The organism is Pseudoalteromonas sp. MB47, from assembly GCF_011319765.1.
Classification (GTDB): Bacteria; Pseudomonadota; Gammaproteobacteria; order Enterobacterales; family Alteromonadaceae; genus Pseudoalteromonas; species Pseudoalteromonas simplex.
In genome coordinates this window covers 303,365-327,578 of sequence record NZ_VFBD01000026.1, presented here as the reverse complement: position 1 = coordinate 327,578, position 24,214 = coordinate 303,365, and the positions used below count along the sequence as shown (strand labels likewise).

Here is a 24,214-nt window from a genome sequence, read left to right as displayed (position 1 = left end):
AGATGGCCTTTGCTATGAGCGTTCTAAAGGCCATCATTGAGTGCGAGCATACGTTGAGGATAACGCATATTTGGACATAAATATGTTTGGCCGCCAGCTGCATTAGGCGAGTTTCGCATAAAAGTTTCTATGGGCAAACGCCCCAGCTAATCAGCCGGAGAGTTTTAAATATAATAAGCACAGCTAAACCACAAAAAGTTCATATGCTAGAGTGTCTGCGTAAAGCCGTTTGTTATATCACAACCCCATTTTCTGCACTCTATTTTCGCCAGAGCATCATAGGGGCTGAATCCGGTGATAGTTTCGTTAACACCACCCAATCGGTTCCTTTACCAAACGCATCTTTCACATACCAATCCATACGAACAAAAATATCTTGAACGCCGTCTCTATTAAAATCTGCGCGGGCCAACTGAACGTAATAAACATCCATATCGTCTACATCAACATGAATCTGATTGTCATTCTTTTTTTCTATAAACTTAAGATTAGCATCATAGGCTGAAAGTGTGCCGGTTCGACCTTCGAGCGTTTGGCCGCCTACATAGGGGAGCGTAGTTGCCGGAAATTGTTTAATTAGCTCATAGTCAAATGACTCAGGCCAATAGCTTACAGCGTTTTCGGAGCTAAGATAATATCTTTCTACTACTTCACAGTCGATTTTTATTGATTGCCAGTAAATATATTCTGGCGGGCTAACTCGGTCCTCACCAAACAAAGCTAATTCTAGGCAGTTTGTAACGGTTACATTTTCGCCATTCACTGCACTGAATGTCATGTCAAATTCAAAACTGTATAAGCTACCTCGGGTATGTTTTGATGCATCAAACACATCAGGGTTTATCCAGCGCATTTGCTTTACCTGCTCATTTACCGTAGGCGCATGCTGACAAGCTAACAAACAGAGCGCGCACAAAGCTAATATTGAGGATGTTGTAAAATGTTTAAAGTTCATCAATATAATCCTTATGGTTTTTTTGCGCTAGCTTGCGCTTTTAGAAAGAGGTTTTTTACGTAGAGATTTCGCTGAGTCTGAATGCCAATGCGATTGCTTTGCAATGCTGCATCAGCCCATTTCTCTTTCTTTATGTGAGCATTCATATTGATATATTGGCTTTTTAAGCGCGTGATACCAAGATTAAAAGACATATCCAATAGCGCTTGCTGTACCTCAAGCGGCATCGCATCAAAATGTGTTGAAAAACCATTTTTGGTATTGTAATAGCCGACTAACTCTCGATAAAAGGCTGCGATATGTTTCTCTTTTTGGATGACTATATCGTGATCCTTCATCACTAATGTGGTGTAAGGCTTATAGTAACTCGCTAAGTACCTTCCATAATGTTGCTTTTTTATTGTGTCATATTCTGCATCTTTCTCCGCTAAGGAGGCCAATACAAGCACATTATTTGCTCCTTTCTTGTATAAAGGAATAGATGCCATGGCCGATTTATTAGGAATTAGATGTCCTATACCTACAGTTACTAAGCCCCTAGTATCAAGATATAAGTGAGGAACACGACCTTCATATTTCTCGGTGTTTTTAATAACTTCCGTTTTTACTTTTGCGTTTAATGGCATAAGCTATTTCCCTTTTAATATTTTAACTTTCTTTGAATTTATAAAGATTTATCAAACAGTTTTCTGATCTCACATTTTAGTATTTATTCAACACGTAATTTGTGTTGCATTAAAGCTTGTTGGACTAAACCACTACCTGCTCAGTGCGTCAGAGTTGGTGTTGTTTATGCTGTGGCTTACTTATATAAAATAGGCTTTTTGGAGGCTCTCACTTTGCTAACGAATTTAATCAGCTTAGCTAGTGTTATGTACGCTTTCCTTGCTATGTAAGTTTTCCTTGCATTACTCAGCTCTTATTTTGTTCATTACAACTAAATTTGGCTTAATAAGCAATTTTATTTATTACGTGTAAAAAGATCGCTAGCCTGAGCAATTAAGCAGGTTAACTAATTGATTTGAAAAATTCACCTAACTTCTCAATCGACCTGTTTTGGGTAACTTCCGTAGTTCGTTCAAATTAAACTCTAGGAAATTTTGAGTTAGACTCAGCGAGCGATTCGTGCCAATTTTGGAAATTCAGCTTTAAATATAGAGGATGGAAGCTGACACTCGGTAATGCCCGTAATTAATGGCAATGTCATAACTCATTAAAAGTTAATTGCATAATTGCTGATGCCTTAACGACTAATTCGAAGGCTACGTTGTTTTGAAACTGAAATTTCAATTCAATAGCAGCAATATCATTTGCTAACTCAGGAAAACAATATGCCTTAGCTTCTTGAAGTTTCCCTGCTTCTTCAACTAATTTAGAAATTTCCATGAAGGTTTCCTGTAAGTTATAACGCCTCGCTTAACCAGCGCAAAGTAGCAGGCTAAAATTACGATGATTGAGCGCCAGCCAAGCGTTAGACAATCATTATTAATTCGTTTGTTATGTATCATTTTTGGCGATTGAAAAATAATGAGCCTACCATCACAAAGGCAACTAAAAATAGCGTATAAGCTGTTTCTTTGTCAGAAGAGATTACATCCTCCAATGAGTAGATCTTATTTCCATCAAGGATAAACTCATAAGCCATCGCAAAATCATTATTATTTGGCAGAATAGAAACTATGACCGAACGACCAATTAAAGTTTGTTTTTGGTCGTCGCAATCGGTTCTCAATGAAAACTCTTCTAAGACTTTATAAGAAGAACTAATGCCATCACTTTGCAATACAACCGTCGGCGATCCGTCTTTACTGCCTGAGTTACAACTTACTGATTTAATCGTGCCGTTCTTTTGAATTAAGTCAATCCGGGATACTTCATCCTGTTCTAGCTTCAGGATACCTAATCCTGTAATTAATATTGCAAGTAATACCCAAGCACCGTATTTCAATATTTCACCTTAGATATAAACGTTCGATTAACGGGTTAAAATAGTTGGCTAAAATTAGGATTGAAGTGACGCAACCCATTTTTTAGCGTCCCAGCGAGAGTCTTTTGTGGTTTGTCATAATCCGAATTAAAACCCACGTTGCCACCGCTTTGGATAGATACCTTTAAATACGATGTTACTAAGTTCTTGCCTATCGATATACCCTTTCTTGCACTTAATTCCATAGTAAATAAAGGCAGTTAAAGCACAAAATGCGTATAGTGATAAGCAAAGAATTAAGAAGCATACTGTGAACATTACAGATACTGTAACAACATCGTAACTACGTATTGGTATATCTGACTCAATACCAAAGCTCGAGGCAATTATAAAGAATAACGGGTACGCTGCTGAAAGCCCAAGCAAGCAACCAACTTTTGCAGACTGCGAGTAATAATATGGTTTTAGTCTTCCTGACTATTAATCGCTTGAATTAGCACAATGCTTTCCTATGGCGTATAACGCCGCAATATGGGACGTATTAAGCTTGGCTAAAATTTGAGAGGAACGAGCACAAGCCAAGCATTTTGCGTCCTGTTGAGTAACTTGTTAGCTATATTTTTACACAAGTACCTGCCTCTTCAAGTTCTTTGTCTTTCGTTATGAATTTCGACTCTGATAACTCGATAATATCTGATAGGAATACTTCACCTTCATAAGAAACAGCATCAAACATCTCAGGCGAATTTTTTAATTCTGGTATTGAGGCATCAAGAATTACTGTTTTTGTTGTTTCCTCAGTAATTATATTTTCGTTTATTTTCCAAGGGCCTGAATGCGCTACTTTAAGCCATACATCTTCCTCCATGCCCCTTAGTCGGTATATATGAATGTCTGTTGACGTACCGTCCTTTCTGTATTCGACGGTATGAGCAACATCAAAGATTCCATCTGCTTCTTTGCCTATTGTAAATGAATCGCACACCCAGCTTCCAATAGCGAGAGATTGATCTGATGCTCCAAAAGTAGAAAAAGAAAACAAGATTAAAAATAATGAAGAAATTCTCATAACTATCCTTGTATAGTTAACAATTTTATCGTGCGCGACACGCACCTTTCTCCCGATGTCACGCTCATGTATTAATAATTCTATTATTAACAAATAACGAAAAGCATTGCCAAATCGTATTTTTAATTAATCCTAAAGGTATTCAGAAAATGAAAATGCGCTCGTCGCTAATTATCTTGAATATAAGAACGAAATAACTATGCTGTGTATTTTTACAGCAACCGATATTGGTATCACACAAAACATCTCATCTGAGTTTAATTAATCTTGTCATGTGGTGACTTACACAGTTCATGATGCCTGAGGCGGTTACCAAACAACGAAGTGAGTCTATCTGTACCACCTGTTTTTTCATAAAACTCTTGTACTGTTATTTCTTTTTGTTCGTAGCTCATTAGCTGCCAAAAACCGTAAAAGCCTCTAAACCAAAAATAATAGAACACAGCTCCTACGCCTAATAAAAGATATACTGCTTTACCTGCTTTTTGTTTGTATTTTATGGCGCAATAAAAAAACCAGATACAACTTAGTACAGCGACAATGGAAAACCCTAAAAAAGGTGTCACTACAGAGTTGGCATTATCCCAAAGTGAGCTTAGACAGGTTGAGTGCCAATTTAACTGCATAGAAAAAATTAACGTAATTTTAAAAAGGAAGTACAATAAAACGGTTGTAAATACAGCATATAAGATACCACTTTCCTTGCTTTGTTCTTTTTTCAATTATTTTCCTTTATGTTATTAAAAGCCCTGCATGATTATTTTACTGTTGAGTGGTTAGGTTGCTGTTTAAACCAAGTATGATAATTTCAGGTGAAGTATATGTTTACTAATCTCTATTAGTCTTTACACTCAAAACCTTTAGAGTCGACTTTAGCGATGTTGTCTTTATTGCCACACTCTTTAATTGCCATCTCTGTGTGATTGTGCTCATTGTATTGTTTAGCAATTGCGCCAAGGCTTAGCAAAATTACTACAGCTATCACTATTTTTTTAATTTTAGACATAAACATTCCTTTGAAAATAAACTATTTAAATACAACCAGTTGCGCTTGCTATTTTTGATAAAACTTAATCAATAAGCGCCATCGAATTTAAATTGAAGTTATAAATAGAGAATGACTCACCTTCTTCTTTTAACGTGACGGTTATTTGTGCGTCTCCATTCGTGTATGAAGCTGGAATTAAATAAGTAACATAAGTACCAGAACCACCTCCAGTAACAGCTTTAGAGCTAACATTTATAAATTCAAATTCACCTAGTTCTTTTAATTCGCCCAACTTTGAGAATGCACGCATGATTTTAGAAATATCTTCATCTGTGGCATTTTCAATTGATGATGGGGTCATATAGTTTTTGAGAATTTGAGGGTCCCATTTAGAGATATCTGTAATTGCTGAATTTAGGTAAGGAATAGCAGTTTCTTTGTAAGCAGAGGATTTATTCGCAGTCCAAATTGCTAAAAGTACAAATAAGCTAATTAACACTAAAAATGTTATACCAATTCCTTTAAGTATCTTTTTAACCATGATTTTTATTATTTTTCCTTGATTGAATCACTTACGAATTTATCAGCTTTAGGTGTTTTATGGTAGTACCCAATGTGACCCAATTTGAGTAGAAATTTTTAAACACTAATTTTAGTTGCTTGTATCATGGCCAATATACCCGTTCTTTCGCTCTTAACCTCAAGTAGCCCATACTTTAAGCAAAGCAACCTATCAGTTATCAAATAATTTTGCTTACCATGTTTAATAGACTAAATAAAAATAGCCAGAACCACTGGCTATTTTTATAAACACCGCCTATTCGCAGTAGTTATCTACGAAAGTTAAATCATTAATGTGCTCTGGTGCATCCATAACGTAACTAGAGTCAGCCGTTTGAGGATTAACACTGTAAATCTTAGCATTTTCGCCTGCTTTTCTTCCTGAAACATACAATGTTCCATCATCAGCAATCGCTAATCCTGAAGCCCAATTAATGCCGTGTTCACCAATTAAGGTTAACTCCATCGAACCATCATCAATGGTATAGAGTGATTGACCTGTTAATACGTAAAGTACATTATTATCAGCAGAATATGCTACATCACCATGTGAGAAAGAATCTCCTGAATAGCGCATCTTGCCTAGTACTGTTTTTTCTCCAGTTTGCAAGTTGTAGTCATACATATAGGTTTTACTTGTCGCACGTAAAGATTGTCCGTCTGCCGTGACTGCTGAACGATAAATTGGCCAAGATGTAGCATCAGCCTCAGCAACTTGAGCGCCCGTTTCTAAATCTAACGACCAAAGTTTTGACGCTTTCGTGCCCGAATCAAGTTGTTCCATGAAATAAAGTTTGCCATCATAACTTGCAATGTTTGAGGCCGTATTTTGCGCTCCTGCGACAACACTGTAAGTATTTGTCTCTAGGTCAAATTTATAAACATAACCCGTTTCAGAAGAACCAAAATTGTTAATACCAAATATACCAGAATGACAAGCCTGCTTTTGAGTGACAACAACGTTATCAATAAAACCGCCTAGACTATCACTCGCACCTGCGCCGCTAAAACGAATTTCTGAAGAGTTTGAATCTGCTTCTACAGATAATGTAAATGATTGCCAGCCTCTTTGCGTCGCATTTACGTTTAGTACTGTTGTTCCATTCCACTTCACATCGACTTTATTTGTATCATTGTTACCGTTAATACGAGGCGAGTAGTAAAATGAAACTTCATAAGTTTTTCCAGCCTCAGTTGCGACTGTTTGAAAGATACTGTAATTAGAAGTAGAGTCTAGCTCGACATATTGATTACCTTGCTGAGCAGTAATAAGACCTAGACGCGATGTTTGAATTTCAAATCTTGCACCTTCACTTTGCCATCCGTTAACTTCATCTAACAATGTCCATGTTGAGTTTACGACATCCAGTTCAAATGAGCCGTTTGCAATTAAATTGTCAGCAATTGCAATTTGCGAAGCAAAAAGCGAAGACATTGCTAAAATAGATAACTTCATATAATAATTCCCCAAGATTAGTTGTATTCACTGCATTGTGAAAAAACAAACCACCTCAATCATTAAACAACTTATGAGTAGAAAAAGTTAATTGATAAAAAACTAACTTTTCTCTTCAATTGAGCGCTTTGAAATGGACTGTACATAAGAGAGAGCACAAATGATGCCAAAATTTAAAATTTATTTGGTACAATCAGCCTTTGATATGGCTAACAGATAGGTTTTCCTTAATGCATCCGCGAAATCGCCACTTAAATGGCTACGACTTTACTTTGCTATGCAAAGATACTCCTGCCCTAACACCTTATATAACGCAAACGCCAGCGGGCACTGATAGCATTGATTTCACCAATCCGTTAGCGGTTAAAACCCTCAACCAAGCGTTATTAAAAAGCCATTATAAAATCGATTTTTGGGATTTACCCGACAACTACCTTTGCCCGCCAGTTCCTGGCAGAGTGGATTACATTCATCACTTGGCCGATTTATTAGCAAGCGATAACCAAGGTCATATTCCTACGGGTAAGCAAGTAAAAGTGCTTGATGTAGGCACGGGTGCAAATGTGATTTACCCGCTTACGGGTAACCACGAATATGGCTGGCACTTCACAGGCTCAGATATTGATGTATTGTCTGTTAAAATTGCTAAGCAAATTGTGCAATTTAACCGCCTCAAAATAAATGTTAAGCAGCAAAGTAACGCTAATAAAATGTATACGGGCGTAATATCGAATAAAGATGTCTTTCACCTAACTTTATGCAACCCACCGTTTCATGCCAGCGAGCAACAGGCAAATGCAGGTACTGAACGTAAATGGAAAAACTTAAACAAAGCGCCACAAAAAGCGCTTAATTTTGGTGGCCGTCAAAACGAGCTTTGGTGTGAAGGCGGTGAACGAGAATTTATCAGTAAAATGTGTATTGAGAGCCAAGAGTTTGCAGAGCAATGTATTTGGTTTACATCACTTGTTTCAAAGTTTGACACTTTACCGCATATAAAAAAGTTACTCAGCACACTTGATGTGAAAGAAGTAAAAGTTATAAAAATGGCACAAGGCCAAAAAAATAGTCGTTTTATTGCTTGGAGCTATTTTGACCAAGCCGACCGCGAAGCCATTCTTAACGAACTAGTATAAGGATAATAAGATGATCGACTTTCGTTCAGACACAGTTACAAAACCAACAGCAGCCATGCGCGCGGTCATGAATGACGCCCCAGTAGGCGACGACGTTTATGGTGACGACCCAAGCGTTAATCAGCTTGAACAATTTGCTGTTGAGCGTCATGGCTTCGAAAGCGCCCTTTATTGTAGCTCAGGCACGCAAGCAAACTTACTAGCATTGATGGCACATTGTGAACGTGGCGACGAATACATTTGTGGTCAACAAGCGCATAACTACAAATTTGAGGGTGGCGGTGCCGCTGTATTAGGTTCTATTCAGCCGCAACCAATTGAAAATAATGCCGATGGCAGCATAGATTTAAACAAAGTTGTGGCTGCAATTAAAGCTGATGACTTTCACTTTGCTAAAACCAAACTACTTAGCTTAGAAAACACCATTGGTGGCAAAGTTCTCCCGCTAAGTTATCTTAAACAAGCCAGAGAGTGTGTTGATAAACATAACCTTGCTCTGCACTTAGACGGTGCCCGCGTGTATAACGCGGCGGTTAAGTTAGGTGTTGATATTACTGAGATCACCCAGTATTTTGATTCTGTATCTATTTGCTTATCAAAAGGACTCGGTGCGCCGGTTGGCTCCCTATTACTAGGTAGCAAAGTACTGATCGATAAAGCGCGCCGCTGGCGTAAAGTACTTGGTGGTGGTATGCGCCAAGCGGGTATGCTGGCAGCCGCTGGTCAGTATGCACTTGAGCATCACGTAACAAGACTTGCTGAAGATCACGATAACGCGGCGTATTTAGCAGAGCAATTAAACACGTTAGCTGCTTTTGATACATCACCTTTTCAAATCGATACCAACATTGTTTACGCAAACGTTGCCGAACATATCGACTTAAAAGCAGTGGCACATGCGCTAAAAGAACAAAATATGTTATTTTCGCCAGGAAAACCACTGCGATTAGTGACCCATTTAGGCGTCACTAAGCAAGATATTGATAGCTTTATCTCAGCATTAGCGGCCGAGATTTAACGCTTCTTTATAATGTTTTCGGCACACTGATACATACCGGTCGTTGCCGCCAATTTCTACCTGATTACCGTCTGCAATCGCATTGCCATGCTCATCGGTACGCAGTACATGATTAGCTTTACGACCACAATGACATACTGTTTTCAACTCAATTAGTTTGTCAGCCCATGCAAGTAAGTATTGTGAGCCACTAAATAACTCACCTCTAAAATCGTTACGTAAGCCATAACACAGCACTGGAATACCAAGCTCATCAACCACATCCGTTAATTGCATTACTTGGTCTTTTGATAAGAACTGGCATTCATCAACTAAAATACAATGGCGCTTTTGCTCTGCATTTAAAGATTTGATCAGTTCAAATACATCTTTCTCTGCATCAAAAATATGCGCATCAGCCTGTAAACCAATACGTGAAGACACCTTGCCAACACCTGCTCTATCATCAATAGCCGCTGTTAAAATAACCGGTTCCATACCACGTTCGCGGTAGTTAAATGCAGATTGTAAAAGTGTGGTAGATTTGCCTGCATTCATTGCAGAATAATAAAAGTACAGCTGTGCCATGATGTTGCCCAAATTTTAAAGTCGTAATATGCTACCCTAATCGAACGACAACATCATCCTTTACCTTATTCTTTTGTCCCATAATGAGTGTTTTGTTCTGAGCTCATATTTTGCAACATTCTTGCATAAACCCCTGCCAATTTTTTACTAGCGAGCTGCTCCCAAACTAGGTTTGCATCTAGTTTATGCTTATAGAAAAACTCATTTGAAAAAGCCAAATATGCTATTGAGGTATTGATCGGTGGGAACAGTGGAGCAAGTTTAAATTGGTAGTACTGACTAAGATCGACTTTATTCTTAGAAATCTCACAAATCACAAGTGCTGCATCAGCATTTCCCTGAGCAACTCGTTCAATCGCAGTTTGTAGCGTAAATGTGTGCTCAATAAAAAACGCATCTTCACTTGCAGCATCACCAACAAAATGGCCATTAGCAACAGCTAACGAGAATGCTTTTGATTGAAATACCTCACGTGAATTCCACTTTGAATGAAAACGTCGTTTACCGATTAAACATTGGCTCAAAGATGCGAATGAATATTTATCGAGAGGTTTGCCCTGTTTATTAACAGGGAAAACAGCATAGTCACTTTTAAGCGCGTTAAAACCAGAAATAAATGCATCAACAGTGCCGTGCTTTATTGATGATATACATTCTTGCCAAGGCATTTGTTGGTATTGAAATTGAACTTCATCTATTGCGAGATCTAATTCATTTAGAGTATTAATTTGTGCTTGGCTATTAATAATGGGGATTTCGTTTTTAGCATCGATAAACATCGGCGCTTTATTATGATCCGCCACACAAATTTTAATTAGTAAGGGAGACGCCTCTTTCGCATAACAAGTAAAAGTAAAAAACAACCCTGTACACAAAAATACTCTAGTAAAAAACAACATCACTGTCATAATAAGTTACTAATTTAGTTAAGCTTTAAATAGTGTAGAAGGCAATTTAACTTTTTACAAAATTCCTTCGTGTTTCAGTAACCACTCTTTTCTTTCAAGGCCACCCGCATAGCCTGTGAGTTTACCGTTTGCGCCAATAATCCGATGGCACGGTACAATAATGCTAATCGGGTTTTTACCATTTGCAGCGCCCACTGCACGCACCGCTTTTGGGTTATTAATGGCAAGTGCTATCTCTTGGTAACTTTTAGTTTGTCCAAATTCAACATCCATCAGTGCATGCCATACTTGCCTTTGAAAGTGGGTACCTTGGGTATCGAGTGGAACAGCAAAACGCCTACGCTCACCATTAAAGTACTCATTAAGCTCACTTATACATATTAAAATAGGTGTAAGGGTGTGCTCATCAACAGCCTCTGTTTGCATCGTAACCACTGGGTAGAAGCCAACGTAACTGACACCTTTTGCTGTACTTTGAATGGTAATATCGCCAATGGGGCTTGGCATTATAACTTGTTGCATACTCATAATTGTTGCCATAGTTGAAAAGTTAAATATGAACGAAATGGTGCACAGTGCTCACTGTTAAATTCGCTTATTCCAGCGAGGGCTTTTTTAACCCCTAAGTCGCCCGCTAGTAAAATGTCGGGGTGGCTTTGACCGCGTAGCTTGGCGTAATTAACTGTCCACGGACCAATGCCTTTGAGCTCAAGCCAATTATCAAGCTCTTGATTCTCTGGGTTTTGCTGACAATAAGCACTTAAACGCCGTAGTGCATCTTTGCGTGATTGTGGCATTTTAAAAAAGTCGAGTTCAGAATTGGCAACCCAATCAGGGCTTGGAAAATAGTGGTTAGTACTTTGCTGATTAAATTCATTCACAAGCTGAGTTACGAGATTGTGAGCCGCAGTAACACTCACTTGCTGACCAAGAACCGCACGTATGCCCGCTTCATAGTCTGACCAAATTCCCGGCAAACGCAACCCAACACAAAGCGGCATTGCGCCTTTAAGCTCTGCATCTAAATGCTGTTCAATAGTGTGCGTGTCGGCGTCTAAATCAAGCACACGACGAATGTTATGGATCACTTGCTGTAAATAACGGGTGTTATCTATATCAATCGCCACTTTAAAATGGTTTTTATGCTCAACAAAATGCGCAGTGAATTGCCCTTGGCAATATTTGTCTTTAAAAGTACGACCATAGCTCGTTGCACTCAGCCATTCTAGGCCACTAATTAAACGGCGCTGCAAAAAGTCATGCAGTGCTTGCCAGTTATAAGGCGGCCTAAATGCCAGTGTTAAGGTTAGCGTGGCGCTTGGTTTTTTATCTGACTTGCGTAACTTTGAAGGAGCGATATTTAACTGCTTCAAAAAAGCATCATTAAAACGACGAATACTATTAAAGCCAGAAGCAAATGCGATATCTGCCACCGATAAATCTGTTTCTTGTAATAACTGCTTGGCAAAATTGCATTGGTTAAATAATCGATATTGGGTGATCGAGAGTCCAAAGTGTTGGTTAAACAAACGGCGTAAATAACGGCTCGACACCCCTAGCCTGTCTGCTAAAACCTCACAATCGTAGGCCTCACCTTTATCAATCAGTTGTTTTGCGCGTAATGCGGTGGTTTTAGTACCTAGCCAAGCTGGGCTATTCGGTGCACTATCTGGGCGACAGCGAATACAGGGTCGAAAACCATCCTGCGCAGCCAAGTGCGCGTATTGGTAATATTCAACGTTCTTTTCTTGTGCTGTTGGTGCGGGGCAAATGGGTCTGCAATAAATGCCAGTACTTTTTACCGCCACAAAAAACACCCCATCAAAGCGTGGGTCGCGGCTTTGCCTTGCTGTTTGCCATTGTTGGCTAGTCATAATTATTCTCGTTACACGCTAATACCGTTAGCTTAACTGAATATTATTTTTTGACTAGCCAGTTTCGGACCTTAACTAATTAAACAGCTATTTAATTGCGGCTAAATATCGGCGCTCAACTTCCGGCCAATTGATCACTTCGTAAAATGCCGCAATATATTCAGGACGACGATTTTGATACTTCAAGTAATATGCATGCTCCCACACATCAAGCCCTAAAATAGGCGTTTGATTATTCATTAGTGGGCTATCTTGATTGAGGCTACTTTCAACGACCAACTGGTTATTTTCATCAACACATAACCACGCCCAGCCACTGCCAAAGCGGCTTACCGCTGCATTAGTAAATTGCTCTTTAAATGCGTCAAAGCTACCAAACGTATCAACAATTGCTGTATTTAATTCACCACTTGGCGTACCACCGCCATTAGGTGACATAACTTGCCAAAATAATGAGTGATTATGATGGCCACCCACATGCTCTTGTACTGCTTTTTGTAAAGACTCAGGCATTGATGAAATAGTGCGTAGTAATGTTTCAGCATCTTGCTCAGAGTAATGGCTGCCCTCTAGTGCAGCATTCGCTTTATTGATATAGGTTTGATGATGCAAAGTGTGATGTATTTCCATGGTTTTCGCATCAATGTGCGGTTCAAGTGCATCATAGTCATAAGCTAAATCGGGTAATGTAAAAGGCATACTGATTCCTTATCGTTAATGTAATAACTGCGTTTTATGGGGATGGTCAGCTAATAGCTGGTTGATTCGGTTAATGAGTGTCGGAAATGCCGATGCCATGCTCGCAAACTTAACCAGCTCATAATAGGTTTTGTGATGATGGTGCAGCACCAAGATGCGAACCTGCTGCTCTGGGTGATTTAACAGCGCGCTTAATCGTTGATGAGCATGGCATAGCCAGGTGCAGGCTTTATCTGGTTTTTGCATTACCTTAAAGGTGTCGGCAAGATTCAAAGTGGCAACAACAAATGCTGCAATACAATGCTCTAACGAGCGTGTTACCGACTGGTTGATTGGGATACTAGAAAACTGTGCGAGTAGTGTTTCAGCGCAGCTGCTGGCAACCGTGTAATGATCACGCGCAGTAATGAGCTCACCAGATTCAAATGCTAAGTTGCCTTGATAAATTGCACTTTGCCAAGGGGCCAGCGCATCATCAATGGCGTTCGAAGTTAACGGTGTGTGGCCTGTTGTTTGAGTCATAAAAATCACCTGCACTTATACCAATCATTCTATGTGTATTTAAACTACACACAGAAAAGATCAAATGCAAATGATTTTTATTTATATTGTTATTTGTTAATTTTAAGCTATAACAACATTACTTATTGATGCGCAAAGTCGATAAGCTCTTGGCCTGTTAGGCGGTAAATAATCCATTCGTTTTGCGGTTTAGCACCAATGCTGTCGTAAAAATCAATGGCTGGTTTATTCCAATCAAGTACCACCCACTCAAAACGACCACAGTCTTTTTCGAGTGCTTGCTTAGCTAGATATTGCATAATTTGCTTACCAGCACCTTTACCACGGCTATCTGCACTGACGTAAAGATCTTCTAAATACAAACCATTTTTACCAAGCCAGGTTGAGTAATTATAAAAATACACAGCAAAACCAATTGGTGTGTCGCCCTCTAAACAAATAACACTGTGAGCTGTAGCACCTTCACTGAATAACGTTTTTAAAATAGCTTGCTCGTCTGTTTTAACTGCGTCAGGTTCTTTTTCGTAGATAGCAAGTTCGGTAATAAAATGTAGGATTGTTGCAGCATCACTTGCGACTGCCGGACGAATTGTAATTGCGTTACTCACTCTGTATTCCTTTTTTACATCATTATTGTAACGCCCAGTTTATAAGGGCTTTAGCATGGTGTAAACGCCCTTTACAGAAATACACGGCATTAAAAAGGGGCTACTAAAAGTTAGCCCCATATGCTTTATTTACTCATCGACTTATAAAGAACCGGAAGTACAAATAAAGTTAAGAAGGTAGCACTAACCAAGCCGCCAACAATAACCGTGGCAAGGGGCTTTTGTATTTCAGCCCCTATGCCTGTGCTAAGGAGCATTGGAATTAGCCCAAGCATTGAAGTAAGCGCAGTCATGAGTACGGGTCTTAGCCGTGAAACTGCGCCTTCAAATACTGCTTTGTCTTTGCTATCTCCCGCACTAATCCTTTGATTAATGCTTTCGACCATCACCACACCATTCAATACCGCAACACCAAATAGTGTAATAAACCCTACTGAGCTGGGTACAGATAAGTATTGCCCAGAGACATACAATGCAATCACTCCCCCAATCACAGCCAAAGGAACATTGACAAGAATAAGCACCACTTGCGATAGGTTACTAAAAGCAAAATACAGCAATAACGCAATGAGTAATAAGGCTACTGGCACTACTATCATCAGCCGCTGCTGTGCCCGTTGCTGGTTTTCGAACTGCCCACCAATGGCTACACTGTAACCACTTGGTAGCTGTATTTTATCGGCTATGGCAGCGCGTATATCGGCAACTACAGAGCCCATATCTCGCCCCTGCACATTCGTTTGAATAACCACCCGCCTTTGAACATCATCGCGACGAACTTGTGGAGCGCCAGACTCTATTTGTACATCGGCTACATCACCCACCCTTACAATGGCACCCGTGGGGGTTTGCAGTCGAAGATCAGCAATCACATTCGGGTTTTGCCGAAAGCTTTTTGCTATACGCACATAAATATCATAGCGCTCATTGGCATTGATGATTTGCCCTGCAGATTGCCCGCCAATACCGTGCTGAACCACACCCATCAAATCAGCCACCGATAAACCAAAGCGCGATAATGCTAAACGGTTAGGTTTAACTATCAGCTGTGCTTCACCGCCTATTTGCTCCATAGCAACATCTTTAGCACCAGGTATTTGCTGAACTAGCTGCTCAATTTGTTGCCCTTTTTCAGTTAAAACGCCTAGGTCACTGCCGAATAATTTAATGGCCAATTGCGCTTTAACACCGGATAAAAGCTCATCGACTCGGGTTGCTATGGGCTGCGAAAAGTTAAACAAAAGCCCTGGGAACTGCTCAAGCTTGGCTTCCATTAGTTGCTGTAATTCGACCCGCGTTTTCGCGTTTACCCATTGCTCATGAGGTTTTAAGCCTAAATAGATTTCAATGTTATTAACCGGTTCAGGATCTCCCCCCACTTCAGCCCGACCGATCCGGCTCAGCGCATATTCCACCTCACTAAATTCAAGCAGCATGGCTTCAAGCTTTGGTGCAACTAAGATTGCCGTATCGAGACTTGCAGATGGAGCAAGTGTCACACGAAGGTTAATAGTGCCTTCTTCAAGCTCTGGCACAAATTCAGTACCCAACCTTGGAAGCATAATGGCCGCTACAATCAGTAATAACCCTGCTATCGCTAAAACGCTACGTTTAGCCTGCAATGCTTTTTGTAAAGCCCGTTGATAAAGCATATCGATAGGTTTTAACAGAATACTTTGCTTTACTGTCACGCCCTTGGCAAATAAGTACACGCACAGAGCTGGTACCACAACCAAGGCAACGATCACAGCGCTAATAATCGCAAGCATAATACTTACAGCCATTGGCTGAAATAACTTCGCCTCAACGCCTTCAAAGCTAAACAGCGGTAAAAATACCGTTAGTATGATCAAAGAGGCAAAAAAGATAGGCCGTGCGACTTCTTTTGCAGCAATAGCCACCAGCTGCGAAGAAGGCTTATGTTGATTATGTTTAAGCCCTAAGTGCCTAAATACATTCTCAACCATCACAACAGAGCCATCTACCAGCATACCGATTGCAACAGCAATCCCACCTAACGACATTAAGTTTGCCGACAAGCCAAGCCATGCCATTACACTCAGTGCTAAGCCTATCGAGATAGGGATCGACAACAACACCAAAAATGTTGCCCTTAAATCCAACAAAAATAGCGCTAATACAATGATAATAAATACAAAAGCTAAAAGCAGTGCGTCAATAACCGTTTGTACCGCTTGGCTTATAAGCTCTGCTTGGTCGTAAATGGCTTTAAATTCAACCCCTTTTGGCAGTGCTTGATTTATCATCTCGACACGCGCGTTAATGCCATCAATCGTTTGCTTGGTATTAGCGCCCATTCGCTTGAGCACGATACCAGTCACCACTTCACCACGATTGACTATTTCGCCTTGTTCATTGCGTTTAGATAAGGTGACAGCGCCTTGGCGAATTTCACTACCAAGCTCAACATTCGCAACATCAGCCACTTGAACAACCGTCCCATCAATGGTTTTGATAGGTGTTTGTGCAATCTCAGCAAGCCCTTTTTCGCCTGGGGTAAACCAACCTGTACCACGAATAACAAGCTGCTCTTGACCACGGTTCATATACCAGCCACCCACATTACTGTTGTTAGCATCTAGTGCGTTACTAACATCTTGCTGTGTTAAGTCATAAGCAAGGAGCTTATTGGGGTTTATGTTCACTTGATACTGCTTTACCTCACCGCCAAATGACAGAATATCGGTCACACCATCAATAGGTAATATAAGTAATTTAACCACCCAATCATTTAAACTACGCAGTGCCATGCTATCTATTTTGGCACCTGGCTTTGCTTCAAGTAAATACTGATAGACTTGTCCAAGTCCTGATGTATTAGGGCCCATGGTTGGCATACCCACCCCAGCTGGGATCAACTCTTTAGCAGACTGCAAACGTTCAAAAACTAGTTGCCTAGCAAAGTAAATATCGACGCCTTCTTTAAACACCACAGTGACGCCCGATAACCCTGTTTTAGAAATAGAACGCACCTGCTCTACATCGGGCAGCGCATACATAACCGCTTCTATCGGGTATGTGATCAGCTGCTCAACTTCTTCAGCCGCAAGCCCTGGCGCTTCGGTATTCACTGCAACTTGCACATTCGTCACATCAGGAAAGGCGTCTAAATTAAGTTTTGGGATCATAAATGCACTCACTGCAATCGCTGCAAGCAAGGCCAATACAACCAGTAAACGGTTCTTTATCACCGCCTCTATTAATAAATTAAACATGTATCACCTCTAGTGGTTATGCGGATCAAATCCGCCTTTAGCTAGCTGTGATGCAATAAAAAAAGCACCTTGGGTGACAACTTCAAGCCCGGCTTTGATACCTAACACTTCGCGATAATCACCAAAACGTCTGCCAAGGGTTACTTCTTGGGCAGCAAAGCCACCATCGTCATCAACGACAAACAATTGCCAGTCACCATCTGCACTGCGTGTTAATGCGTTTTCAGGTACGGCAAGTACCTCTTGGTCTGTTTCAAAATGAAAATACACATCCGCAAACATGCCTGGGTGCAAACTATGCTGGGTGTTTTTTACCTCGAGCCTAACGGTTCGTGAACGTGTTTGTTCATCAATGGTATGTGCTTCTTGAATAACCCTTGCTTGATAGCGATTGCCGTTAACTTCTAACAGCGCCGTAGAGCCATTACTGATAGTACGGTCTTGATTAGCTGAAAGCTGAGCAGCAACCCAAAGCGCAGATTCATCGGCTATTAGCATTAGCTCAATCCCCGAATCAACTCGCTGACCTTGGGCAAAGTTATCGGTTAAAACAGCTCCCGATGTTTGTGCAAACAAGGTGTATTCACCGAGTTTTTCTGGGCTTATGGTGAGTGTTTGTGCAATAGCTTGTTTTGATAAACCAAAGGCAACTAACCGGCTATAAGCCACTTCATACTCGGCTTTGGCAGTTAAGATTTGTTTTTCGCTGACTGTGCCTGCGGTCATTTTAGTAACGCGTTGCCACTCGGCTTCTGCTAATCTAAATTCTGTTTGCTGGCTAGCCACTTCGCCACTAAATAAAGTGACTAAAGAGTCTCCTTTATTTACATGCTGCCCTAATAAGGCATGGCGTTTTACAACGATAGAATCAACACGCGGTGACACCACATAACTGGCATAGCCATTGGCTTTAATTTCGCCCGGTGCATACAAGGTTTGCTTGTGTTTTTTCAGTACAAGGCGTTCTACTTTGATATTAGCGAGTTGCTGTTGCTGCTCAGTTAAACTGACTTCATTAGCATGCTCAGCTTGCTCATTTTCTTGGTGGTTATGCGCTTGCTCTGTCGCATAAATATTTGTCACTGTCATATAGCATACGCACAGCAATGCGTAACGCATAAAATTTCTTAAATACATAGAGTGTCTCTTACTTAAAATGGGCTAAGCCCAAAAAATCTAAAAAAGGTTTTGGATTAAGTAAGAGCTAAAATAGGTGGGCGATGTAGCGGTGCTAAGTCAGCCGATTTGAAGTTGAAATCACGTGATTCAATTTTAGCGAAATAAACATCAGTAGGTTCAGACAATTGCAGCGAATCAACAAACGCAGGGCTGTGACAAACATGACAATGGCCTTTCTCGGCTGAGTCAGACAACTGTTTGCTAAGCTCGGCATGCTCTGATTGATGTAACTGGTGATCGCCATTGGCTGCGCAATGGGCTTCAAGGTCAATTTCTTCTGATAACAGTACCGAGGTGTGATTAAACGCAGCATTATGATCGGCCACATCAAAGCTATCCAGCAGTGGCTGGAGCAATAATACGCTAATCAAAATAATAAATGCAGCTTTCACATTGAGCCTAAAAATTAGAACTAAAAATTGGTACAACGGCGCTAAATTAACAAATCCACCGGCATTTGAACAGTAAATTATAATCTGTACACGAACAATGCATTACAAACATTTCAATACCACGGCACGCATGGTATAAAAATAAAGCAAATCAATAACTCGGTATTTTTATGGGACACGGACACCACCACCATCATCACGATACAAATAACCAAAGCACCCGCCAACTCATGCTGGCAGTTGCAATCAATGTGTTATTAACTGTCGCTCAGGTGATTGGCGGCCTTGTTTCTGGCAGTTTATCGTTAATTGCTGATGCACTGCATAATTTAAGTGATGCCTCGTCGTTATTCATTGCCCTAATTGCCCGAAAAATTGGTGCCAAACCTGCCAATGATCGTTATCAATACGGTTATAAACGCGCTGAAATTTTAGCAACCTTATTTAATAGTTTAAGTTTAATTGTGATTGGTGGTTACCTAATTATTGAAGCTATCTCCAACTATTTAAACCCTGAGCCCATTGATGGTTGGATCATCATTTGGGTTGCGGGTTTTGCGCTAGTTGTTGATCTTGTCACCGCTCTTTTAACTTACAAAGCAGGTGCTAAAGACAGCATGAATATTCGTGCTGCGTTTATACATAATGTGTCTGATGCATTAGCTTCAGTGGTGGTGATCATAGCGGGTACCTTAATCATTCTTTATCAATGGTATATTGTTGATTTAATTGCCACTATGCTGATTTCTTTGTATGTCATTTACCATGGTGTTTTGCTGTTAATAGCGAGCAGTAAAATATTGATGCAGGCAGCCCCTGATAATTTTGCTTTAGCAGCAGCTATTACTGAGCTCAAAACCCAATTTGCAATTACTGATATTGATTATCTCAAAACGTGGCAAATAGACGATCATCACGTTCATTGCGAGCTAAAGTTTAGTGCCAAGCACAACATCAATAACGATGAAATACGTCACTTTTTGCATGATAACTTTGCAATTGAAAGCTGCACCATTGAACAAGTTTTAGTGTAAATGTTACGCGTTATCATTTACTATTCAGTTTTGTTTTAACAGCAAACTGAAGGAACAAACCTTGTTGAAGTTGTGGTTACGTCGTACGCATTTATTGCTTGCCTTAGTAAGCGGTTTATTTTTGATTTGTTTAAGTTTGACCGGTGCGTTGCTTATTTACGCAAAAGACATTCAATACCTTACTCAAAGCGATAAATGGACTGTAACACCAGCGGCTTCAGCACTTGATTTTGATAGCCTCATAAAACATGTTTCAGCTTCAACTAAACAACCGGTTACCCTGTTAATGCCTGAGCAACGCAGTGATCTTGCCTGGCAATTACAGTTAGCTAATAACCGCTATGTCAGTGTTAACCCATACAATGGTCAAGTTCTACATGAGTACGATTACTACAGCACGATTTATGGTTTTACCATGGCTTTGCACCGCTGGTTGCTTTATGAAGATGCCGATAAGAACCGCCCGCTAAGAAATTGGGTTTCGGTATGTGCTCTAATACTCATTTTTGAGATTCTGCTTGGCTTTTATATTTGGGTTAAGCCAAAAAATCGTATTAAACGTTTGGCTATTAAGCGTAAAGCAAAATTCAGAGTGTTAATGTATCAGCTACATACCGTTCTGGGTGTGTATTTTTTAATTCCACTCATTTTAATTGCTTACACAGGTATGGCGTTTAACTGGAAGCCACAAACCAAAGCCGTATTAGAATTTGTGATGCAAGGCACTGTTGAAGAGAGACCTAAACCGCCAGCCGTTATTCCCCCTTTAGCGGACACGCCTTTACAAGTGCAAAAAGCGTTTGAAAACGCACAAACTGTATTTCCTGAGGGTAAGTTATTTAGAATTTATTTACCGAAAAAACCAACTGATAACATAGGTTTTAGAATAGAGAACCCGGGTGAAAGCCATGCCTATAGTTGGGTATGGGCGAACCCATATTCAGCAGATATTGTTGCAAGCTATGATGCCAGCCAAAGCTCATGGACCACGCAAACATGGAACTTTAAATATAAGTTTCATATTGGTGATTTTGCAGGCTCTATCGTGCAATTACTGTGGTTACTATTTGCTTTATCACCGTTGTTTTTCACGATTTCAGGTGTTTACTTTTGGTACAAACGGCATTACAAATAAACAACCATTACTAAACATACCATTCGCCATGAATAATGAGCTCAAAAATGCCTTTAACACCGAAATGATATTGGCTAAAACGAGTTATAAGAAAGCAGATTACACAACCGCTTTTTATCACTTAGAGCGGGCTCATATTCTCGGTCAAAGCTATATTATTCCGCACACTTACTCACATTGGTGGATGTGTAAAATTGGTTTTAAAACCCATAATACCAAGGAAATAATTGGTCAGTTTGTTCGTATGGCTGCTTCAATTGTATTTTCGCGTATTTGGGTACCACTCGGTAACACTGGCGGCACTAATGTTAGCCCTTTCAAACCAATGCCTATACCTGACGACTTAAAACGCTTTTTAAGCTAGCGCCAGCTAATACCAACCCGCAATAATACTTAATCATTTTGAGGGATTAAACCTGTCGCTAACTGCGTTAAAAATTTCTCATTTAGAACAACTAAATAACGAAATTTTTGCCTTGTTATCAACGAGGTTTTATTGCCTCAAAATAGACTACTTAATTAAGCGGATTAGTATAAAAACACAGCTACAGTCCTGCTAAACCTAATAGCTATTTGCTAAATAGCTAATTTAAAAAAGTAGGTACAAAACAATACAGCTAATTATTGCAAACAATTATCATTAGCCTTGCCTTTACACTTCTTTACATTTAGACTGCCGCACAATCACATAATAAATACTGATTTAACAAGGACAAGCATGTTAAAAACCTCACTTACTCTGGTCGCTCTTGCAATTAGCGGCCAATCATTTGCTGATAATGCCATCAATAAAAAACTTACCGCAGAAGAAATGGAACACGTTGTTGTATCGGGCAGCCGTGTATTTGAAAGCATTGATGAAGTACCCGCTTCTGTCACGATTATTAGCCAAAAGCAAATTGAAGAGCATTTAAAAGTTAATCCAGAACTACAAAGCTTACTTGCGCAAATGGTACCTGGTCTTGCACCTGATACAGGTAGTTCGAGTAATACAGGTCAGAGTTTACGTGGCCGTGCACCACTTGTGATGATTGATGGTGTGCCACAATCTACACCACTCAGAAACGGTTCGTTAGGGGTCAAAACACTCGACCCAAGTGCCATTGCACGTATTGAAGTGATCAAAGGGGCTACCTCTGTTTATGGTAATGGTGCATCGGGCGGTATTATTAACTACATCACAAAGCAGGCTACAAGTGATGGTCAGCCTGAAGGTGAAATTAGCCTATCTTCACGCTTTAGTGCAGTAAAACTAGAAGAAAGCGCTGGTGCCCGTGTCTCCGCGGCAATTAATGGTCGTGCTGATAAAATTAGCTATTTATTCACCGCAAGTTACGAAGAAAATGGTGTTCAACGTGACGCAGAAGGCGATATTCTTGGCTTACAGTATGGTTTATCTGATGCAGTAACCGAAAACTACTTCACCAAACTAGGTTATGATTTTGACGATGAGAAGCAACTGCAATTTAGCTATAACTACTTTAGCTCTCAACAAAAAACCGATTTAGGTGACGTAGTTGGTAACCTAAACGATGGCGAAAAAACCTATGCCATTCATGTACCTAAAGAGCTGCAAAAGAAAGGTAAACCACAAGGCCCAGATGGTAACGAAAACATTACCTTAAAATACACAGACTATGCCCTGTTTACTAATACCCAAATGACGCTCGATCTTTACATGCAAGACATCGAGAACGTGTTTTTCTTTTCTACCAACCTAGCTAACCCAGACGAAGGCTACGAAGGCGGCCAATCAATTATTCGCTCTGAAAAGAAAGGGGCGCGCGCTACCTTTAATACCCTTGTAGATTTTGACAATGTTGAAGCTACCTTCATTTATGGCCTAGATGCACTGAATGATGTGACGTCTCAGCCACTTGTAGATGGCCGTGTTTGGGTACCAGAAATGGATATGGAAAGCCTTGCTGGCTTTTTACAAACAAAATGGGTTATCAATAATGATTTAGTTATTAAAGCGGGTGTGCGCCAAGAGAGCATTGATTTAACCGTTGATGACTATGAAACCTTAAAGCTTTGCCGCTCAGAAACACAGTGCTCAGTGCCGCTTAGTGTAAAGGGTGACACCATAGATTATGATGCAACCACTTATAATGTAGGTGTGAAATACAATTTACTTGAGGCCTTCAGCCCGTTTGCCAATTATTCACAAGGCTCTGATATCTCAGATATTGGCCGCCTATTACGTGCAGCAACAGTAAATGATATTGGCTTAATTCAAACAGAAGCATCAATCATCGATAACTATGAAATTGGTTTTACCTCACAGTTTGATGACTTACGTTTTGAATTTGCAGCCTATCGCAGTACATCAGAGTTTGGCACCACAAACAGCTTTAATGAAGTAACCGGTGTGTATGAGCCGGTACGTGCACCGCAAGAGATTTGGGGTTACGAAACATTAGTTGATTATAAAATTAATCCAACTCTAAAACTGGTTGCAACTTACAGCTATGTTGAAGGTAAAAACACCGAAGACGACATTTACTTAGGTTCGCGCCAAATAAGCCCACCAAAAGGCACTGCTAACTTAAACTGGCAGCCTAATGATGAATTATCACTGACGGTGAGTTATTTATATGTGGGTTCACGCAAACGCTTTGAACCAAATGCAGACGGCGACTATGTTGGCGACCAAGGGCCAATTAGCAGCTACAACCTATTTAACCTAAGCGGCCGTTATAACTTTAGCGATAACTGGCAAGCGTTTATGGGGGTAGAAAACCTATTTAACAATGATTACTACCCTGCCCGTGCCCAGTCATACACCTACGGTGGCTATAACATTAAAGGTTTAGGTACCACTGTGACACTTGGTGCAACCTATAGTTTCTAAATTAAACTTTGTTTAGAACAACAAGCCCTTCTTAGTAAGGGCTTTTTTCATTTAAAAATAGAAACGATAAACTGTTCATTTATCAACCATTAACGC

Annotated in this window: 25 protein-coding genes; 6 read left to right on the top strand and 19 right to left on the bottom strand. The window is 40.1% G+C overall.

Annotated features, from left to right (window positions below; genetic code table 11):
- Window positions 1-259: 259 nt before the first annotated feature.
- The 9 genes from IMPJCBKJ_RS15390 to IMPJCBKJ_RS15350 all read right to left on the bottom strand — a co-directional run bounded on the left by IMPJCBKJ_RS15390 (window position 260) and on the right by IMPJCBKJ_RS15350 (window position 6,956).
- Window positions 260-853, bottom strand: a complete 594-nt coding sequence (locus IMPJCBKJ_RS15390) for a hypothetical protein (RefSeq protein WP_166340911.1) — start codon at window positions 851-853, stop codon at window positions 260-262.
- Between the two features lie 113 nt (window positions 854-966).
- Window positions 967-1,581 (bottom strand): hypothetical protein, encoded by a 615-nt coding sequence (locus IMPJCBKJ_RS15385; RefSeq protein ID WP_166340910.1) that lies wholly within the window; start codon window positions 1,579-1,581, stop codon window positions 967-969.
- Between the two features lie 577 nt (window positions 1,582-2,158).
- The gene (locus tag IMPJCBKJ_RS15380; protein WP_166340909.1) at window positions 2,159-2,341 is read right to left on the bottom strand and encodes a hypothetical protein; all 183 of its coding nucleotides are present in this window, start codon (window positions 2,339-2,341) and stop codon (window positions 2,159-2,161) included.
- Window positions 2,342-2,459: 118 nt separating this feature from the next.
- On the bottom strand, window positions 2,460-2,903 hold the full coding sequence (locus IMPJCBKJ_RS15375; protein ID WP_166340908.1) for a hypothetical protein: 444 nt from the start codon (window positions 2,901-2,903) through the stop codon (window positions 2,460-2,462).
- Between the two features lie 592 nt (window positions 2,904-3,495).
- Window positions 3,496-3,951, bottom strand: a complete 456-nt coding sequence (locus IMPJCBKJ_RS15370) for a hypothetical protein (RefSeq protein WP_166340907.1) — start codon at window positions 3,949-3,951, stop codon at window positions 3,496-3,498.
- 257 nt (window positions 3,952-4,208) lie between these two features.
- Entirely contained in the window at window positions 4,209-4,673 is a 465-nt protein-coding gene (locus IMPJCBKJ_RS15365) for a hypothetical protein (protein WP_166340906.1), read from the bottom strand.
- Between the two features lie 116 nt (window positions 4,674-4,789).
- Window positions 4,790-4,957 (bottom strand): hypothetical protein, encoded by a 168-nt coding sequence (locus tag IMPJCBKJ_RS15360; protein WP_166340905.1) that lies wholly within the window; start codon window positions 4,955-4,957, stop codon window positions 4,790-4,792.
- A 64-nt stretch (window positions 4,958-5,021) separates the two neighbouring features.
- Window positions 5,022-5,480 carry a hypothetical protein gene (locus tag IMPJCBKJ_RS15355; protein ID WP_166340904.1) on the bottom strand — a complete coding sequence of 153 codons (459 nt, stop codon included), beginning with the start codon at window positions 5,478-5,480 and terminating at the stop codon, window positions 5,022-5,024.
- A 276-nt stretch (window positions 5,481-5,756) separates the two neighbouring features.
- A complete protein-coding gene (locus IMPJCBKJ_RS15350) occupies window positions 5,757-6,956 on the bottom strand; it encodes a DUF642 domain-containing protein (protein WP_054552110.1) in 1,200 nt (399 codons plus the stop codon).
- Between the two features lie 230 nt (window positions 6,957-7,186).
- On the opposite strand from IMPJCBKJ_RS15350, the gene rlmF reads away from it, so the two are divergent.
- Together rlmF and ltaE are read left to right on the top strand one after the other, a co-directional pair.
- The gene (gene rlmF / locus IMPJCBKJ_RS15345) at window positions 7,187-8,092 is read left to right on the top strand and encodes a 23S rRNA (adenine(1618)-N(6))-methyltransferase RlmF (protein WP_166340903.1); all 906 of its coding nucleotides are present in this window, start codon (window positions 7,187-7,189) and stop codon (window positions 8,090-8,092) included.
- Window positions 8,093-8,102: 10 nt separating this feature from the next.
- A complete protein-coding gene (gene ltaE / locus IMPJCBKJ_RS15340) occupies window positions 8,103-9,110 on the top strand; it encodes a low-specificity L-threonine aldolase (RefSeq protein WP_166340902.1) in 1,008 nt (335 codons plus the stop codon).
- Here the strand turns inward: ltaE and IMPJCBKJ_RS15335 are convergent.
- The 10 genes from IMPJCBKJ_RS15335 to IMPJCBKJ_RS15290 all read right to left on the bottom strand — a co-directional run bounded on the left by IMPJCBKJ_RS15335 (window position 9,093) and on the right by IMPJCBKJ_RS15290 (window position 19,095).
- Entirely contained in the window at window positions 9,093-9,677 is a 585-nt protein-coding gene (locus IMPJCBKJ_RS15335) for a thymidine kinase (RefSeq protein ID WP_054552107.1), read from the bottom strand. The genes ltaE and IMPJCBKJ_RS15335 overlap by 18 nt on opposite strands.
- Window positions 9,678-9,742: 65 nt before the next feature.
- The gene (locus tag IMPJCBKJ_RS15330; RefSeq protein WP_166340901.1) at window positions 9,743-10,480 is read right to left on the bottom strand and encodes a hypothetical protein; all 738 of its coding nucleotides are present in this window, start codon (window positions 10,478-10,480) and stop codon (window positions 9,743-9,745) included.
- Window positions 10,481-10,639: 159 nt separating this feature from the next.
- Window positions 10,640-11,107, bottom strand: a complete 468-nt coding sequence (locus tag IMPJCBKJ_RS15325) for a methylated-DNA--[protein]-cysteine S-methyltransferase (protein WP_166341044.1) — start codon at window positions 11,105-11,107, stop codon at window positions 10,640-10,642.
- 2 nt (window positions 11,108-11,109) lie between these two features.
- The gene (locus IMPJCBKJ_RS15320; protein ID WP_166340900.1) at window positions 11,110-12,459 is read right to left on the bottom strand and encodes an AlkA N-terminal domain-containing protein; all 1,350 of its coding nucleotides are present in this window, start codon (window positions 12,457-12,459) and stop codon (window positions 11,110-11,112) included.
- 87 nt (window positions 12,460-12,546) lie between these two features.
- Window positions 12,547-13,158, bottom strand: coding sequence for a superoxide dismutase (locus tag IMPJCBKJ_RS15315; RefSeq protein ID WP_166340899.1), 612 nt, complete (start codon window positions 13,156-13,158; stop codon window positions 12,547-12,549).
- Window positions 13,159-13,173: 15 nt separating this feature from the next.
- A complete protein-coding gene (locus IMPJCBKJ_RS15310; RefSeq protein WP_166340898.1) occupies window positions 13,174-13,680 on the bottom strand; it encodes a hypothetical protein in 507 nt (168 codons plus the stop codon).
- A 122-nt stretch (window positions 13,681-13,802) separates the two neighbouring features.
- Window positions 13,803-14,288, bottom strand: coding sequence for a GNAT family N-acetyltransferase (locus IMPJCBKJ_RS15305; protein ID WP_054552102.1), 486 nt, complete (start codon window positions 14,286-14,288; stop codon window positions 13,803-13,805).
- A 125-nt stretch (window positions 14,289-14,413) separates the two neighbouring features.
- Entirely contained in the window at window positions 14,414-17,524 is a 3,111-nt protein-coding gene (locus IMPJCBKJ_RS15300) for a CusA/CzcA family heavy metal efflux RND transporter (RefSeq protein WP_166340897.1), read from the bottom strand.
- Between the two features lie 9 nt (window positions 17,525-17,533).
- Window positions 17,534-18,661, bottom strand: coding sequence for an efflux RND transporter periplasmic adaptor subunit (locus IMPJCBKJ_RS15295; RefSeq protein ID WP_166340896.1), 1,128 nt, complete (start codon window positions 18,659-18,661; stop codon window positions 17,534-17,536).
- Between the two features lie 56 nt (window positions 18,662-18,717).
- Window positions 18,718-19,095, bottom strand: coding sequence for a hypothetical protein (locus IMPJCBKJ_RS15290; RefSeq protein ID WP_166340895.1), 378 nt, complete (start codon window positions 19,093-19,095; stop codon window positions 18,718-18,720).
- A gap of 170 nt (window positions 19,096-19,265) precedes the next feature.
- Here IMPJCBKJ_RS15290 and IMPJCBKJ_RS15285 point away from each other — a divergent pair, with 170 nt between their 5' ends.
- The 4 genes from IMPJCBKJ_RS15285 (at window position 19,266) to IMPJCBKJ_RS15270 (ending at window position 24,118) form a co-directional block, all read left to right on the top strand.
- A complete protein-coding gene (locus IMPJCBKJ_RS15285) occupies window positions 19,266-20,129 on the top strand; it encodes a cation diffusion facilitator family transporter (RefSeq protein ID WP_138599960.1) in 864 nt (287 codons plus the stop codon).
- Window positions 20,130-20,193: 64 nt separating this feature from the next.
- Window positions 20,194-21,264 (top strand): PepSY-associated TM helix domain-containing protein, encoded by a 1,071-nt coding sequence (locus IMPJCBKJ_RS15280; RefSeq protein WP_166341042.1) that lies wholly within the window; start codon window positions 20,194-20,196, stop codon window positions 21,262-21,264.
- A 28-nt stretch (window positions 21,265-21,292) separates the two neighbouring features.
- Window positions 21,293-21,628: a DUF3703 domain-containing protein gene (locus IMPJCBKJ_RS15275; protein WP_166340894.1), complete on the top strand. Its 336-nt coding sequence runs from the start codon at window positions 21,293-21,295 to the stop codon at window positions 21,626-21,628.
- 354 nt (window positions 21,629-21,982) lie between these two features.
- Window positions 21,983-24,118, top strand: a complete 2,136-nt coding sequence (locus IMPJCBKJ_RS15270; protein ID WP_166340893.1) for a TonB-dependent receptor — start codon at window positions 21,983-21,985, stop codon at window positions 24,116-24,118.
- Window positions 24,119-24,214 lie beyond the last annotated feature (96 nt).